Origin of the sequence: Nocardioides sp. CER19 (genome assembly GCF_029846275.1) — a bacterium.
Lineage (GTDB): Bacteria > Actinomycetota > Actinomycetes > Propionibacteriales > Nocardioidaceae > Nocardioides.
The window spans coordinates 179188-195163 of the sequence record NZ_JARVWS010000002.1 but is presented as its reverse complement, the minus strand read 5'-3'; the positions used below and the strand labels follow the sequence as shown (position 1 = coordinate 195163).

General features: G+C 70.8%; 13 protein-coding genes. 2 read left to right on the top strand and 11 right to left on the bottom strand.

All coding sequences use genetic code 11. The features are described 5' to 3' along the window. Positions 1-128: 128 nt before the first annotated feature. Complete coding sequence (locus QDS12_RS09420) at positions 129-908, bottom strand: IclR family transcriptional regulator (protein ID WP_279878730.1); 780 nt, start codon at positions 906-908, stop codon at positions 129-131. 53 nt (positions 909-961) lie between these two features. Then, positions 962-1411 carry a hypothetical protein gene (locus QDS12_RS09415; RefSeq protein WP_279878729.1) on the bottom strand — a complete coding sequence of 150 codons (450 nt, stop codon included), beginning with the start codon at positions 1409-1411 and terminating at the stop codon, positions 962-964. Positions 1412-1604: 193 nt separating this feature from the next. On the opposite strand from QDS12_RS09415, the gene QDS12_RS09410 reads away from it, so the two are divergent. After that, positions 1605-2771, top strand: a complete 1167-nt coding sequence (locus tag QDS12_RS09410) for an acyl-CoA dehydrogenase family protein (RefSeq protein ID WP_279878728.1) — start codon at positions 1605-1607, stop codon at positions 2769-2771. A 75-nt stretch (positions 2772-2846) separates the two neighbouring features. On the opposite strand, the gene QDS12_RS09405 is transcribed toward QDS12_RS09410, so the two are convergent. The 5 genes from QDS12_RS09405 to QDS12_RS09385 all read right to left on the bottom strand — a co-directional run bounded on the left by QDS12_RS09405 (position 2847) and on the right by QDS12_RS09385 (position 9203). After that, positions 2847-3488: a response regulator gene (locus QDS12_RS09405; protein ID WP_279878727.1), complete on the bottom strand. Its 642-nt coding sequence runs from the start codon at positions 3486-3488 to the stop codon at positions 2847-2849. A 47-nt stretch (positions 3489-3535) separates the two neighbouring features. Continuing rightward, complete coding sequence (locus QDS12_RS09400) at positions 3536-4984, bottom strand: aldehyde dehydrogenase family protein (protein ID WP_279878726.1); 1449 nt, start codon at positions 4982-4984, stop codon at positions 3536-3538. Between the two features lie 47 nt (positions 4985-5031). Further along, positions 5032-7011 (bottom strand): primary-amine oxidase, encoded by a 1980-nt coding sequence (locus tag QDS12_RS09395; RefSeq protein WP_279878725.1) that lies wholly within the window; start codon positions 7009-7011, stop codon positions 5032-5034. 152 nt (positions 7012-7163) lie between these two features. Beyond that, the gene (locus QDS12_RS09390; RefSeq protein ID WP_279878724.1) at positions 7164-8654 is read right to left on the bottom strand and encodes a HAMP domain-containing sensor histidine kinase; all 1491 of its coding nucleotides are present in this window, start codon (positions 8652-8654) and stop codon (positions 7164-7166) included. A 27-nt stretch (positions 8655-8681) separates the two neighbouring features. Next, positions 8682-9203, bottom strand: coding sequence for a flavin reductase (locus QDS12_RS09385; RefSeq protein ID WP_279878723.1), 522 nt, complete (start codon positions 9201-9203; stop codon positions 8682-8684). A 172-nt stretch (positions 9204-9375) separates the two neighbouring features. Between QDS12_RS09385 and QDS12_RS09380 the strand changes: the two genes are divergently transcribed. Next, positions 9376-9945, top strand: a complete 570-nt coding sequence (locus QDS12_RS09380) for a TetR/AcrR family transcriptional regulator (RefSeq protein WP_279878722.1) — start codon at positions 9376-9378, stop codon at positions 9943-9945. Positions 9946-10210: 265 nt separating this feature from the next. On the opposite strand, the gene QDS12_RS09375 is transcribed toward QDS12_RS09380, so the two are convergent. The 4 genes from QDS12_RS09375 to QDS12_RS09360 all read right to left on the bottom strand — a co-directional run bounded on the left by QDS12_RS09375 (position 10211) and on the right by QDS12_RS09360 (position 15971). Next, entirely contained in the window at positions 10211-11881 is a 1671-nt protein-coding gene (locus tag QDS12_RS09375; RefSeq protein ID WP_279878721.1) for an indolepyruvate oxidoreductase subunit beta family protein, read from the bottom strand. Further along, positions 11881-14055: an indolepyruvate ferredoxin oxidoreductase subunit alpha gene (locus QDS12_RS09370; RefSeq protein WP_279878720.1), complete on the bottom strand. Its 2175-nt coding sequence runs from the start codon at positions 14053-14055 to the stop codon at positions 11881-11883. The genes QDS12_RS09375 and QDS12_RS09370 overlap by 1 nt, the downstream gene beginning before the upstream one ends. A gap of 34 nt (positions 14056-14089) precedes the next feature. Continuing rightward, complete coding sequence (locus QDS12_RS09365; RefSeq protein ID WP_279878719.1) at positions 14090-14860, bottom strand: cyclase family protein; 771 nt, start codon at positions 14858-14860, stop codon at positions 14090-14092. A 148-nt stretch (positions 14861-15008) separates the two neighbouring features. Then, the gene (locus QDS12_RS09360; protein ID WP_279878718.1) at positions 15009-15971 is read right to left on the bottom strand and encodes an AraC family transcriptional regulator; all 963 of its coding nucleotides are present in this window, start codon (positions 15969-15971) and stop codon (positions 15009-15011) included. Between the last annotated feature and the right edge of the window lie 5 nt (positions 15972-15976).

The window sequence follows — 15976 nt, the reverse complement described above, 5'->3', positions numbered from 1 at the left end:
GGTCGACCTCGCTCTCGGCGTTCGTCGCCGGGCAGGTCGACGCGAGGTGTGACGCACGTTACGGTCGCGACGTCGCCTCGCAGCAGCGCGAGTTTCCCCCACCGCGCTACGGGTTTCTTTAGCGCCGGTCAGTTGATCTGGTCGAGGGCCGCCACCCGGTCGGAGATGGCCGTGAGCGTCTTGACGTAGCGCGGTACGTCGGCGCGGAAGACGGGCGCCGTGATCGAGACCGACGCCAGCACGATCCCGCTGGAACCCATCAGGGGAACGGCGACGGAGACGTAGCCGGCGGTCGTCTCCTCCTGCTCGACCGCGTAGCCGCGCTCGCGGATGGTGCGCAGCTGCTCGGCGAGCATCCCCGGCATCACGATGGTCGCCGGCGTCTGGCGGGTGAGACCGCGGGCGATGACGTCGTCGAAGACGGAGGCGGGCGCATGTGCGAGCAGCACCTTGCCCGTGGCCGTGGAGTGCAGGGGCATCCGGCCGGCGATCTGCGAGGGCTTCGTCGCCTGCGGCCCGCCGGCCACCTTCTCGAGGTACAGCACGTCGAGCCCGTCGAGCACGGCCAGGTGCACGGTCTCCTTGGTCGCGAAGTGCACCGACTCCATCAGCGGTCGGACGGTGTCGCGGAGCACGCGGAACCGTGGGACCCGGCTGCCGAGCTCGAAGGCCCGCATGCCCAGGCGGTAGTCCTGGCCGGAGCGCTCCAGCATGCCCCAGTCGAGCAGCTCCTGGGCCAGCCGGTAGACCGACGCCTTCGAGATGCCGGTCCGCCGGGCGAGCTCGGAGAGCGAGAGGTCGGCGTCGTCGATGCGGAACGCCTCGAGGATCAGCCGAGCCTTCCCGAGGACGCTGTTGGCACCCTCACCCAGCCCTTCGCCGTAGGAGCGCGGTCGTACGTCGACCACCCGAACACGTCCTCTCGCATCAGCGCCTGCACCCTCAGGCCTGCGAGCCAGTATCACGTGCGGGCGGTTGGATGACACAGACGTCGAACCAGCACCCCACCGGCGACGAGCTCCACCATCAGGGCCAGCGAGAGCCCCCCGTGCATGAGCAGGTCGGCGGTCGTGGACACGGCGACGTGCGGGCCCGAGCCGTGCATCGGTGCCAGCAGCAGGTGGACCGCCACCATCGCCAGGCCGGTGCACAGCATCACGGCGAGCTCTAGATCGGTGAACCTGCGCCGCCACGACCGGAGCGAGCAGGCCCCGCAGAACGACGACAGCACCAGCATCGGAAGGGTCATCGAGAGCAGCGACCCACGGGTGACGACCAGCAGGGCGACGTGCGCGATGAGACACGCGAGGGATGCCGTCGCGGCGACCTGGGGCAGCCGCTCCGGTCGGGCGAGCGTCCCCGCAGCGGCCGGGGTGGCCGGGGTGGCCGGGCCGGTGAGTGTCGTCGTCATGCTGGTCCTCGGATCGACGTACGGACGTGGCGGTCAGTATCGGCAGGCGACCGCTCGACGCCGCACGCGTTCGGACCGCTGAGCGGACCGAGGCCGCTGAAGGATTCACCTACCGACGCTCGCGTTCTCCCGATTCACCAGGGCCCGTGGACTTCCTAGATTCGACTGACCTACCAGAACCACGGGAGCTGTGATGACCCAGATCCAGGCAGACGTGCGTCCAGATGGCGACGTCCATGCCAGCACCGGGACGACGATCGACGACGTGCTCGCCGAGCTGCGAGCGCGACGCGAGGAGTTCCACGCACAGCGTTACGTGTCACCGGACTTCGTCGCGCGGCTCAAGCAGATCGGCGTCTACCGCGCCGCGACTCCGGAGCACTTCGGCGGGTCGCCGCTGTCGCCCGCGCAGTTCCTCCGCCTGATCGAGCGGATCTCGACGGTCGACGGCTCGGCGGGCTGGGTGGCCAGCTTCGGCTGCCAGACCTCGTACCTGGGTTCGCTGCCGGAGGAGACGCTCGCCCAGCTGTACGCCGACGGACCCGACGTGGTCTTCGCGGGCGCCCTCTTCCCGGTGCAGGAGGCACGACGCGTCGACGGCGGGTTCTCGGTGACCGGTCGGTGGAAGTTCGCCAGCGGGTGCAAGGCGGCCGAGGTGATCTGCGTCGGCATCCCCGGTGACGACTCCACCAGCGGCAAGCCCCGCGGCGCACTCGTGAACCCGGCCGACATCGAGATCGTCGAGGACTGGGACGTCATCGGCATGCGTGCCACCGGCTCCTTCGACCTGGTCCTCGACCAGGTGCTGGTCCCCGAGGAGCGCACGTTCATCCGCGGCGGGGTGCCGACCGTCGACGAGGCGATCTATCGCTACCCGACCATCACCTACGCCGCCCAGGCACTGTCGGTCGTCTCCGCCGGCGTGGCCCGCGCAGCGCTGGACTTCGCCGAGGAGATCGGGGCGGGACGGGCCGGGATCACCGGTGCCCCGAAGCTGGCCGACCGGCCCTACTACCGCACGGGCATCGCCGAGGCTGAGGCCATGCTGCGGTCGGCCCGCGCGTACTTCTTCGAGGCGGCCGAGGAGGGGTGGGAGGCCGCTCTCGAGGGGCCGGTGCCCGACCGGGTCAACGCGCACCTCCGGCTCTCCGCGGCTCACCTCGCGCGTGTGTGCGCCGACGTCGTCGGCAAGGTCACGAGCATCTCGGGCACGGCGCCGATCTTCACCGGTCACCCGCTGCAGCACCTGCTGGGCGACGCGCTGGTGCCGCAGTCGCACGCCTTCCTCAGCCCGGCGATGTACGACGCCGCCGGCGCCGTCCTGATGGGGCAGCCGGCCTCCGTGCCCGCGTTCCGCTGAGACATGACGAGAGGCTCCGGCCCGCCGCACAGGGTGCGGCGGGCCGGAGCCTTTCTCGTGTCCGGTGAGGTCCGGTCAGGCGGGCGTCTCGACGTCGAGGCCGAGGACCAGGATGTCGCGCACGAGGACGCCGAGCGTCTCGGCCTCGGTCTTGGCCTTGATCCGCGCGCGGTGGACGTCGACCGTCTTCGCGCTGGCGCCGAGCTCTCGCGCGATCGCCCGGCTCGAGAGCCCGCGGATCACCAGGGCGAGCACCTCGCGCTCACGGGCGGTGAGCGTGTCCAGCCGCCCGGCGAGCTCCCGGCGCTGCACGCTCTCGGCGAAGCGTTCCCGTGCGTGCTCGAGCTGGGTCTGGACCACGTCGATCATGCGCTGGTGGTCGTACGGCTTCTCCAGGAAGTCGACGGCACCGCGGTTCAGTGCCCGCACGGACATCGGGATGTCGCCGTGGGCCGAGCAGAAGATCATCGGCGCCGGATAGCCACGGTCGATGAGGTGCTGCTGCAGCTGGAAGCCGCTCATCCCGGGCATGCGGACGTCGACGATGACGACCGCCGGCTCGTCGGGATCGAACTCCTCGAGGAAGGAGGTCGCGTCGGGGTAGGTCAGCGCCTCGATGCCGACGCTCTCGAACAGGAAGACCAGCGACTGCCGCAGGTCGTCGTCGTCGTCGACGACGTGGACGACGGGCGTGACGACAGGGTCCGGGGAGGTCATGACCCCTCCCCGGACCGCGTCGTACGCCGCTCTCGCAACGCTCACTCCTAGAGCACCACCGTGACCGTCTTGGCCTCCGTGTTGGCCAGGATCCCCTCGTAGCCGAGCTCGCGCCCGACACCGCTCGCCTTCATGCCGCCCCAGGGCAGCTGGGGGGCGAGCGGGGACCAGCCGTTGACGCCGACCGCGCCGGCGCGCAGCTGCGCGGCCACGGAGTGGGCGCGGCCCACGTCGCGGGTCCAGACGGTCGCCGCGAGGCCGTAGTCGTTGTCGTTCGCCATGGCCACGACCTCGGCGTCGTCGTCGAAGGGGATCACGGTGCCGACGGGGCCGAAGATCTCCTCACGCGCGATGGTCTGGTCGTTGCTGCCCGCGAAGACGGTCGGCTGGACGAAGAAGCCGGGGCGGTCCGGGCTCTCGCCACCGGCGACGAGGTCGGCGCCCTCGGCGCGGCCCTGGGCGACGTAGCCGAGGACCCGCTCGCGCTGCGCGGCATTGATCAGGGGGCCCATCGTCGTCGTCGCCTCGAAGGGGTCGCCGAGCACCTGTGCAGCGGCGGCGCCCTTGAGGCCGTCGAGGACGGCGTCGTAGACGGATCGGTGGGCGAAGACCCGCGTGCCGGCGGCGCAGACCTCGCCCTGGTTGGCGAACAGGCCCATCGCCAGCCCGGGGATCGCCGCTTCCAGGTTCGCGTCGCCGAAGACGATCTGCGGGGACTTGCCGCCGAGCTCGAGGGTCGTGCGCTTGAAGTTGCCGGCCGAGTTGCGCAGGATCCGGCGACCGACCTCGGTCGAGCCCGTGAAGGAGACCTTGTGCACGCCCGGGTGGACGGCGAGTGCCTCGCCGGCGACCTCACCGAGGCCCGGGAGGACCTGCACGACACCGGCGGGGAAGCCGGCCTCCTCGACGAGCCTGCCCAGGTGCAGGATCGAGAGGGAGGCGTCCTCGGCGGGCTTCACGATGACCGTGTTGCCGGTCGCCAGGGCCGGGGCCAGCTTCCAGCCGAGGATCATCAGCGGGGAGTTCCACGGCACGATCGCGGCGATGACACCGACGGGCTCGCGCCGGGTGTACGAGTGGGTCGGGGCACCGAAGTAGCCGTCGGTGGAGACGAGCTCGCCATTGATCTTGTCCGCCCAGCCGGCGTAGTAGCGCAGCGAGGCGATCAGGTTCGGGACGAACAGCGCCTGGGCGAACCCGAACGGCGTCCCCATGTCGAGCGACTCGAGGGTGGCGAGCGTCTCGGCGTCACGCTCGACCAGGTCGGCGAGACGGTGCAGCAGGACGCCCTTCTGGGACGGCGGCACCGCGGCCCACGAGCCGCGGAGGGCCTCGGTCGCGGACACGACGGCCCGGTCGACGTCGTCGGCGCCGGCCGAGGCGAGCACGGCCAGCACCTCACCGGTGCTGGGGTTGACGGCGTCGATCTTGCCGCCGGACCCGGTCGTCCATTCTCCGGCGAGGTACATCGAGGTGGTGAGCTCGGGCAGGTTCACGGATTCTCCTTGTGGGGCGCCGAGAGGTGGGTGATGAGGGGTGGAGCTCAGTCGCAGCCGCAGCCCGAGCCGGCCGTGTGGCAGCCGCCGCGGTTGCTCAGGTCGGGCACGTCGAGGGTGGGGTTGCGGTCGAAGAAGCCGTGCGGCCGCAGCTTGAAGCCCGCGTAGTCGACCGGCATGATCGGCCAGTCCTCGGGGCGCACGAAGTGCGTCAGGCCGAAGGTGTGCCACACGACGACGTCCTCGCCGTCGAGCGGCCGGTCGTTCGCGATGTACGTCGGCAGGCCGGCGCCGCCCGGGTGCTGGTTGACCGTGTAGCCCGACGGCCACAGCTCGTCGCGGTCGTACTGCGTGACCCACAGGTGGTGCCGGGCGAAGGCGGCCCGCCGCGAGATCGAGGAGTCCTCCGCGGCCAGGAGGGCGGGCTGGCCCTCGGGCTGCAGCACGTAGCCGGTCGGGTGGCCGAAGCGGTTGGTCCGCTCCGTGCTGGAGATCGTCCAGACCCGGTTGCGCTCGTTCGCCGCGTTGCGACGCGCCATCTGCTCGCCGGTGAGCCTGGTGCTGGTCCGCGCGATCGCGTTGCCCCACGGGTTGCCGGGGCCGGCCGGGACGGTGACAGCGTCGAGCTCGTCGACCTGGTTGCGGACGGTGTCGACGGTGAAGTCGAGTCGCGCCGAGAAGAGGTGCTGGTGCACGGGCGCGCCGAGACCAGGGGCCAGCTCGGAGAAGTGCGGGTCGGTGCCGTCGTACCCGGAGGGGAACGGGATGCCGGTGGCCTTCACCTCGAGGTCGACGGTGCCGTCGAGGTAGAGCGACCAGTAGAAGCCGTAGTCGTAGTTGCCGACCGTGCCGAAGAACGACATCACCAGGCGGCGCTGGCGACGGGTCTCGGAGGACCCGCTGAAGATGTCGTTGTGCTTCCACAGGACGCCGTAGTCCTCCTCGTGGATGCAGATGGCGTTGCGGATCGTCTGCGGCACGCAGAAGTCGTCGACGACGACGGCGTCGAGGTAGGTGATCTCGCCGAGGCAGTCGCAGCCGAGCTCGAGGGAGTTGGCGAGCCTGCCGAACTGGTACTCGCCGAAGTCGAAGTAGTTCTGCCAGCCGTGGGTCGGCCCGGGGTCGCCGTAGTTGACGACCATCTCCGAGACGGACGCGCGGTAGAGGATCGGCCGCTCCTCGCCCTTGTCGGCGAAGGAGAGCTGGTGCAGCGTCAGGCCCTCGCGACCGTTGAAGCCGAGCCGCACCTTCCAGTTCTGCCAGGAGAGGACGCCGTCCTCGACCGAGAAGGACACGCCCTCCGGCTGGGTGATCGAGATCGGCTTGAGGTCGGTGCGCTGGGGGCCGCGGATGGCCTCGTCGAGGTAGTCGCCCGACTCGGTCGGCATGTGCTCGACGTGGGTCTCGACGACCCGCAGCACCTTGCCGTCGGTGACGTCGACGTGGGCGATGACGCCGCCGATGGGATGTGCCCAGACCATCGCGCCGGGCTCGGGCTCGTAGAAGCAGAGGACGCGGTAGACGCGGTGGCCGACCTCGTCGTCGTACCCGAAGACGCCCGCGGAGAGCGGCACGGGGCGCACCTTGTCGATGTCGGTGACGCCGCGCTTCGCGACCGCCGCGCGCCACTCCTCGTCGGCCTTCACGATGGCGTCGACGAGCGGGTAGTCCTCGTCCAGGCACGGGCCGAAGCCGTCGCGGCTCGTGTCGAGGAGCTCGCGCGAGACCACCTCGCCGGCGGCGAGGTCGACGACCACGGCGCTCACCGTGAGCGTGTCGAGGTCGGTGTGCAGGAGGCTGACCTCTCGCGCCAGCTCGGTGACGCCGTCCCACGCGAAGACGTCGGCCTTGTCAGGCTCTCGCAGCATCACGTACGACGTCCGCGACTGCGCCGTCATCAGCCCCGCCGATTCCAGGATCTCCCGGGTCCGGTCGATCTCCGCAGCGGTCAGCGCGGCCAGCGGGTGGCGGGGGCCGGCGTCACCGCCCGGTCGCGTGTCGGCGATGTCGAGGACGTCGGAAGTCATGGAAGCGGGCTCCTGGAGGACGGGAGGGTGGCGTGACGCAGCACACACTCGCCGCCAGGAGCAGAACTTGTCAATTGGACAGTTGTGAAGAAATCCCTCATCCGACCTCGGGACCTTCGTCCCGTGACAGCCCGGTCAGCGCCTCCGAGGCGTCAGTCGGCGAGCGGGAGCGCGAACGAGAACCTCGACCCGCCCTCGTCGCGACGCTCCGCCCACACCGAACCGCGCTGACGGGTGATGATGCGATAGCTCAACGCGAGGCCGATGCCGCTGCCGCGGTCCTTCGAGGTGAAGTTGTCGGCGAACGGGTCGCGGGTGATGCCACGTCCGTCGTCCTCGACGGCGACCACGCCGACGCCGTCGCCTCGTCGTACGACGATCCGCAGCGTGCGCCCGGAGGTGCCGGCGGCCGCCATCTCGTCGATCGCGTTGAAGCAGAAGTTGAGCACGACCTGCTCGGTGAGGACGCGCTCGCAGCGGACGACGACGGGACTCGCACTCGGCTCGACCACCACCTCGATGTCGGCCGCCGTGGCACGGAGGCGGACGAAGTACTCGCACTCGGCGACAACGTCGTGGAGGTCCACGGGCTCCGCGACGTGCTGGAGGTGCCCGACAAAGCTGCGTGAGGCCTCGACGATCTTGCTCGCCCGCTCGATCTGGCGGCGAGCGCTCTCGATGCCCCTCGTGACGCCTTCGAGGTCCACCCGCTCGCCGTGGTCCGCGGACCCGTTCGACACCCGGGCCAGGGCGCCCCCGAGGTAGTTGCCCGCGGCGGCCAGCGGCTGACCGAGCTCGTGGGCGATCGCCATCGCCATGTCACCCATCGCGTTGTAACGCGCGAGGTAGTTCTCGCGCTGGGCCTCCCGCAGGCGCTCGACCTCTCCGTGGACACGATCGGAGACGTCGTGGAGGAGCAGCAGGAACGTGCCGCCCTCGGTGTCGTTGAGCCGCTCGACGCTCCCCTCGAGCCACGCGACCCCAGCGGGGCCGCGCACCTCGAGCTGGATCCAGGTGACCGGGACCGCGGCGGCGACGACCTCGTCCCACCCCGCGACGGCACCGTCCATGCGCAGCCGGGCATGCCGCTCCAGCGCGCCCAGCGGCTGGTGGAGGTCGGCGCCGATCAGCGCCATCGCGCTGTCGGTGGCGAAGTGGAGCACCCCGGCGTGGTCCGCCATCAGGGCGGCCGTCGACGTCTGCCGAGCGAGCGCGTCGATGTACGACGTCGCCAGCCGCAGCTCCTGGGCGATGTGCTGCTCCCGCTCGATGTCGCGGAACTGCACCATGACCGCCGGGCCCTGGGCGAGCTCGACCCGGGTAGCGATGGCGTCGGTCGGCACGATGCGCCCCGACCGGCTCCGGTAGTGCCACTCGATGCGGCTGACGCCGTGGTCGACGGCGTCCTGCAGCCAGGCCCGGCCGAGGACGCGGTCGTACTGCTGAGCGGAGCTGCTCATGTCGTTGGCCTTCAGCGGCCGCAGCTCGGAGACATCCCACTCGAGCAGCGCGCAGGCGGCGGGGTTGGCCCAGAGGATGTTCTTCGTCTCGGCGTCGTGGACCAGCACGCACAGCTGGACCGCCGACATCATCGCGACGAAGTCACCGCTGACGAGCTCCGGCGCGCGAGGGTCGACGCTCATGGTGGCAGCGTAGATCGGTCCTCCGGCTCAGCCGGCGCCGTGGCCGCCGATCCGGTGGAACTGGCGTCGGAAGTAGACGAGCCCGCCCGCCTCCTCGTTCATGATGATCCGCTCGACCTCGACGAACATCACCGAGTGCGACCCCTGGCCGCTGATCTCCGTCACCCGACCGATGACCGAGGCGGCCGAGCCGACCAGCACGGGGACGTCCGCGCTGGCGTAGTCCCACTCCCCCGCGTCGAACCGGTCGGCACCGGACACGCCGGTGGCGCCGGCGAACAGCAGCGCCACGTCCTCGTGGCGACCGCCCAGGACGTTGATGCACAGTCGGCCGTTCACCTCGAAGGCACCGTGGCTGCGGCTGGACCGGTTGATGCACACCAGCATCGTCGGCGGGTCGTCGCTGACCGAGCACACGGCGCTGACGGTGATCCCCGCGCGTCCGGCGGGGCCGTCGGTCGTGACGACGTTGACGCCCGCGGACAGGTTCGCCATCGCGGAACGGAACCGCTCCTGGGTCGGCGTCAGCTCGATCATCGTCGCAGTCACCTTGGATCCTCCTCGGTCGGCCTCTGCAGCCGTAGCGTGCCTCCGACGCTAGGAGCCCGCGGGCTCGGCCGACATCGAGACTTCCTCCCGCCACCCTGAAGGAATTCCTTACCCGCCGTCGGTCCGCCTGTGCCGCTCGCTACGCTGCCGCCGGAGGTGGATCCTGTTGCGCGTGAGCTATGGCACCGGACGTCAGGCGCTGCTCGAGGCCGCCATTCGCGTCGTCGCCAGCGAGGGCCTGCGCGGGATGACCTATCGGTCGGTCGCCGCCGAGGCGGGAGTGAGCCACGCGTCCGTGCGCTACCACTTCGGCGACTGGTCGACCATGCTCGAGGAGGCCTTGGCCTACTGTCTCGAGACCAGCGCCTCCGACACCGTGCTGGCCTCGACCGGCCCCGGCTTCGACGGCTTCGCCGACGCCCTCATCGCCATGGTCACCCGCGACCCCGACATCCAGGCCTTCCAGTACGAGCTCACCCTCGAGGCGCGTCGCCGGCCGGAGCTGCGGCGGATGGTCGAGCGCGTCGACGAGTCCTACCGCGAGCTCGTCCGACGCGAGCTCACGCGTAACGGGATCGACGACCCCGACGTCGCCGAGGCGGTCTACATGACGCTCGACGGGCTCGTCCTCCACCAGACGACCACTCCGGATGCGGAACGCACCGACCGTGCCCTCGTCGCGCTGCGTCGGCTGCTCGCGAACGACGCCGCCGCGCGTGACGCTGCTCGATCCCCCGCGTAGTTGATCGTCTGCGCCCTGTGTAGGACGGTTCACGATCGGACCGTCGACGCCCACGCGGAGGGCAGGTAACCCCGCGCTGTACCGCCGCGGGCGATCGTCCGGACCATTCTGTGACGCGACTCCCCGATGTCATGGGCGGAGCACTGCGAAGGAGTCGCCATAGATCCGTCGCAAACCTCGCGCGGGCTTGCACCAGCTCGCGCGGGCTTGCACCAGCTCGCGCCACCGGCGCCGGTGGCGCGAGCGGGTTGACCGCATACGGGGCTCAGCCGCGGTTGCTGGCGGCGAGGGCCGGTCCCGCGGCGAGCGAGCCAAGCGCAACCCGCAGGGCCTCGCCGTCCTCGTCGGCCAGCGCAGCCGTGCGCAGCCGTGCGATGACGACTGCGGCGTCCTCCCGCCCTGCGACTGCGTCGACCGCTCCCATGAGGAGACCGAAGCTCTCCATGCCGTGGTGCTGCGTCGCGCCGTAGCCCTTCAGGACGCGTTGACACTCGAGGATCTCGCAGCCGAGGTCGTAGTCGTGCGGCGCGACGGCGATGACGCGGGCGAGCCAGGCGTCGATGGCGGCCTGCTCGCGACCGAACCGCAGGGAGCGTGGCCGCAGCGGGCGGAACTGGGCCATCAGCCAGAGGAGCGTGAAGCCGATGATGCCGGTGGTGTTGACGACGATGCCGTTGCGGGTCAGCCTGCCCACGACGCGGCTGAAGAACCTCGAGCCGGCGACCCAGCGGCCCAGGCGGGTCGGCAGTGTGTCGGCGATCTCCTCGATCTGCGGATGCAGGTATTCGTGGACGTTCATCAGCTGGTCGGCCGCGGCCTTGGCCTCGGCCCGGACCCCCTCGATGCGCCGCCGGCGGATCTTCTGCTGGGCGACCTGGATCGTGTCCTGGTAGCACATCCATAGCGCCACGTACCGGGCCGCCTCCGTGGTCAGCCGACCGTCGCCGCCTCGTTCGTGGGCGGCGACCTGTGCGACCCGGTCCAGGTAGCGGTCGGCGTACGCCGGGTCCTGGAAGACCGCCGTGCGGACGGCGCCGTGCAGCAGCATCGACCTCGCGGCGACCGGGAAGTCGGCCGCGATGCGGGCGGCCTGGGCCTGCAGCTTCGGGCCGACCAGCGCCGCCGGGTCGGTGGCGGCGAGCTCCTGACGCCGTCGCTCGGCGGCCTCGGCCGCTTCCTCGGCGGGGTCGACGGGCCGGCGTCGGCTGATCGTGACGGGCACCGGCCCGCTCGGCGAACCGGCCGACGGGGTCGAGGGCATCGGCTCCGGGCTGGGGCGTGGACTGGGCGCCTGGGCGGCGTCGAAGCCCGCGGCGAAGGCGCGGAGGGAGGCGTCCACCCCCTTGCCGCTCGCCCGGATCGCGTCCTCGAACGCCTCGCGCGTGAACGGCAGCTCGCCGGAGCCTGCGAGCGCGCCGAAGAGCGAGGCGCTGATGACGCTGCCCGCGTCGAGGGCCAGCTGCATGAAGTCGGTCGCGATGAGCCTCTTCGCACCGGCGTGTGCGGCCTCGAGCAGCGCGTTGCTGTCGATCCGGCCGTCGCCGAGGGCGAGCTTCTCGTCCATGGAGTAGACGCGGTTCGTCGACGCGATCAGCGTCGTCCGGTCGGGCGTGGCGAAGCCCCGCTGGATCGCGCGACCGGCCTCCATCAGCTCCGAGGCGATCACCACGTCGACCTCACCTGGGGTGGGGAACAGGCTCATGACCGGCTCGCTGCGCACGCTGCCCACGCGTGGCTGTTCGCCCGGGTACAGCTCGACGTAGTAGACGGTCGCACCCGTACGCTGGGCGACTCCTGCGACCGAGGTGTTCTGCGCGTAGTAGCCGGCCGTCTCGCCGACCGCGACGATCCAGTCGGCCAGGACGCCCCCGCCCTCGCCGCCCATGGCCAGGATCGCGATGGTGACGGGCCGACGGCCCTGGGTCCAGCTCGGCATCAGCGCGCCTCCATGACTTCATAGCGCGCCGCGCGGCGCTCGACGCCCGACGACAGCATCCCGATCCAGCCGCTGCGCAGCCTCGCGAGCAGACGGTCGCGCCAGGTGGGGTTGTAGACCAGGTCGCTGCGGTAGAACGACGGGCACAGCGACGCGGCGTGCGCGTTCGCCCCGCAGACGCCGCACCCGACGCACGAGTCGAGCACCGTCGCGACCGGGTCGGTGCGCATCGGGTCCGGGTTGGCCTTGATGCTCAGCGACGGGCAGCCGGAGACCCGGATGCAGGCGTGGTCGCCGGTGCAGGTGTCGGCGTCGACGCCGAACCGCTCCTTGACCACGCGCTTGCCGTCCTTGAGCGCCTTGGTGCGTGCCGGCTTCTCGCGACGCTGCTTGTTCAGCATGCATTCGCTCTGGGCGACGATGACCTTCGGTCCGGGCTCCTTGGTCGTGAGGGCCTTGACGAAGAGGTCGCGCAGCTCGCCGATCCGGTAGGTGTTCGACACCGTCCTGGCCCACGTGACCCCGACGCCGCGGACGGCCTTCTCGATCGGGTGCTTGGTCGAGCGCAGGACGTTGTCGGCCTTCGACGAGAGGACGTCCTGGCCGCCCGTGGCCGCGCTGTAGGCGTTGTCGACCACGAGCAGGAGCTGGTCGTTCTGGTTGAACACCGCGTTGCCGACGCCGCTGGTGAGACCGTTGTGCCAGAACCCTCCGTCGCCCATCACGGCGATGGTCCGCCGGTCTGCGTCCTTCGAGTTCAGCGCCGCGGCGCCGGCCGAACCGAGGCCGTAGCCCATCGTCGTCGCGCCCAGGTTGAACGGCTCGTTGATCGCGAACAGGTGGCAGCCGATGTCGGCGCTGACGTGGTGCTGCTTGCCGGTCTCCTTCTCCGCGAGCTTGAGCGCGGAGAAGATCGGCCGCTCCGGACAGCCGGTGCACAACCCCGGTGGACGCGGTCGTACGACGGCGGCGCCGACGCGCGGGGCGAACGGACTGCTCGGGTCGGACTCAGGCAGCAGCAGGGTCGGCTTGCCGTCGATCACGTCGGGCCGGTAGCGGCTGAGGAACGCGTGGACGCCACGGGTGACCGCAGCCGCGGTGTACTCACCCGCGACCGGGAGCAGGTCCTTGCCGTGCAGCGCCACCTCCGAGCCGGCTCGCCGCAGGATCGCGTTGAGGTTCTGCTCGATGTAGTCCGGCTGGCCCTCCTCGACGAGCAGCACCGCCCGCTTGTCGGCGCAGAAGTCGAGGATCTCGGAGTCCACGACCGGGTAGGTCACGTTCATGACGTAGACCGGCACCTGCGTGTTGCCGAAGGGGTCGGAGCAGCCGAGCAGCTCCATCGCGCGGTTCAAGGTGTTGTAGACGCCGCCCTGGACGATGATGCCCACGTCCGACGTACCAGCGCCGAGCACCTCGTTGAGGCCACGACTGCGGATGAAGTCGACCGCGGCGGGCCAGCGGTCCTCGATCTTCTCCTTCTCGTGCTCGAAGCTTGCTGGCGGTAGCACGATCCGGTCGAGCGCACGGCGAGGGTTCTCCACCGCGTCCTTGACCGTCATCGGCGGTCGGCGGTTGTCCTTGGCCGTGAAGCTGCCGTGCAGGTGGCAGGAGCGCAGTCGCAGCTGGAGCATCACCGGGGTGTTGCTCGCCTCCGAGAGCTCGAACCCGGCCTCGACGGACCGCACGATCGCACCGACGTTGGGCCGAGGGTCGAGCAACCACATCTGCGACTTCATCGCGAACGCGTGCGAGCGCTCCTGCATGATGCTGGAGCCCTCCCCGTAGTCCTCACCGACGATGATCAGCGCGCCGCCCTTGACGCCACCGCTCGAGAGGTTGGCCAAGGCGTCGGACGCGACGTTGGTGCCGACGGTGGACTTGAAGGTGATCGCCCCGCGGAGCGGATAGTGCACCGACGCCGCCAGCATCGCCGCAGCCGTCGCCTCTGAGGCGCTGTTCTCGAAGTAGACACCCAGCTCCTCGAGGATCTCGTGGGCATCGCCGAGGACGTCCATCAGGTGCGAGATCGGGGCACCCTGGTAGCCACCGACGTAGGCGACGCCGGACTGCAGCAGGGCCTTCGTCACGGCGAGGATCCCCTCGCCGGCGAAGACGGTGCCCTCTCCGGCGCGGAGCTTCTGCACTTCGTGTGCGAACGACCGCTCGGCCATGGAGTGTGCGTCCTTCCTGGTCAGTCGGTCGGGGTCACGCAGGGACGATCGCGAACACGCGGGCCGGCGAGCCCGTGCCACCGACGATCGGCAGCGGCGAGGCGACGATCACCGCACCGGTCGCGGGAACGCGGTCGAGGTTCTGCAGCTGGGTCAGCCCGAACTTGTCGGCACCGAGCAGGAAGTGGTGCACGGGGAAGGGCGGCTCCAAGCCTCCGGCCTGGCCGGCGTCGACGCCGACGGTCTCGACCGCGAAGCCGGTGATGCCCGAGGCCGCGAGCCACTGGGCACCTTCGGCGGAGACACCGGGTGTGTGCGGACCGTCTCCATCGGCGTTGGCGAACGCCACCGCGTCCCTGTTGAACCGGCTCCACCCGGTGCGGAACACGAGCCAGGCGCCGTCGGGGAGGGGGCCGTTGTCCGCGACGTGCTTCTCGAAGTGCTCCGGCTCGAGGAGGAAGTCCGGGTCCTCGGCGACCTCCGCGGTGAAGTCGAGTACGACGGCCGGCCCGACGAGCCGCGACGGCGGGATCGTGTCGACGGTGTGGCCGTCGCGTCCCGTCACCCAGTGGGCCGGGGCGTCGAGGTGCGTGCCGGTGTGCTCGCCCGTGTGGATGTTGTTCCACCCCCAGAACGGACCGTCGGCGTCGAAGTCGCTGACCTTCTCCAGCGACAGCGGGATCGTGTTCGCGAACGGTGACGGAAGCTGCAGCACGGGGGTGTCCGGCGAGAGCGGCGCGGTCAGGTCGATGATCTCGACCTCACCCGTGGCCAGCGCGGCGAGCAGCGAGTCGATGACGGTCATGGCAGTTCCTTCCGATCGAGCGGCGGGCAGGTCACGTGATGTGACCTCACTCACGCCGGGACCCTCGGAGGCTAGGCGCACCCACAGCGGTGAACTATCCGGATTGCGCAGGCGGGAGCCGGATTGCGCCGACCGGTGGGCGCCTCGGTCAGCGGGCGCGCTGCAGCGTCTCGCTCGGGCTCTCTCCGAAAGCGGCGCGGTAGTCGCCCGAGAGCCGGCCCAGATGGGTGATGCCGCACCGCATCGCCGCATCCGTCACCGATGCCGCGTTCCCGCTCGCCAGCGCCTCCCGGACCCGCAGCAGGCGAACGTGCCGGAGGTAGGCCATCGGAGTGGTCTGCAGGTAGGTCTGGAACCCGGCCTGGAGGGCCCGCACGCTGAGCCCTACGGCCTCGGCGACGTCAGGTGTCCCGAGGGGCTCGCCGCTGTGGTCGTCGATGAGCCTGGCCGCCCGCTTGATGATCCGCTCGTGCGGTGCCTGCGGACCGTTGTCGTCGGACGGCTCCGCCATGCTGGCGATCAGCCCGTCGACGATCGCTATCTCCAGGGCTGCCGCGGCCAGTGGTGAGCCGGCGAGCCCTCGGTCGCGTTCGAGGTCGGCGAGCACCACGTCCAGGAGGCTGCGCCAGCTGCGCCCGCGGCCCCGGGTGATGTCGACGGACGCGCACGGCCGGCCGGCCACCACGACACCGGTGCGGCGCGCCGTGTCCAGCCGCTCCCGCAACAGCGCCGAGGACACGCGGACCATCAGGCGCGGGTTCCCGGAGGCGTAGCGCATGCGGAGCGGCCCGTCGGGTGCGGCGACGACGGCAGTGCGCGGGGTCGCGGTCAGACTGCGCGAGCCGGCGCTGATCGCGCTCGTGCCGGCGAGCGGGATCTGGATGAGCTGGAAACCGAGCCCGTCGACGTCGACCTGGACCTCGGCGCCGTAGTCGATGTAGTGGAGGCTGATCCGGTCGAGCGAGGCGGCGTTGTGGACGGCGTCGAAGCCGGGGCCGAGCATCGTCAACCGGTGCGGGGCCAGCGAGGCGGCGACGGCGAGACGCGCGTCGTCGACGTCGCGCGTGCGCAGGACGCCGTACGACGCGAGGGGCATCGCCAACCGGGCCATCCCGA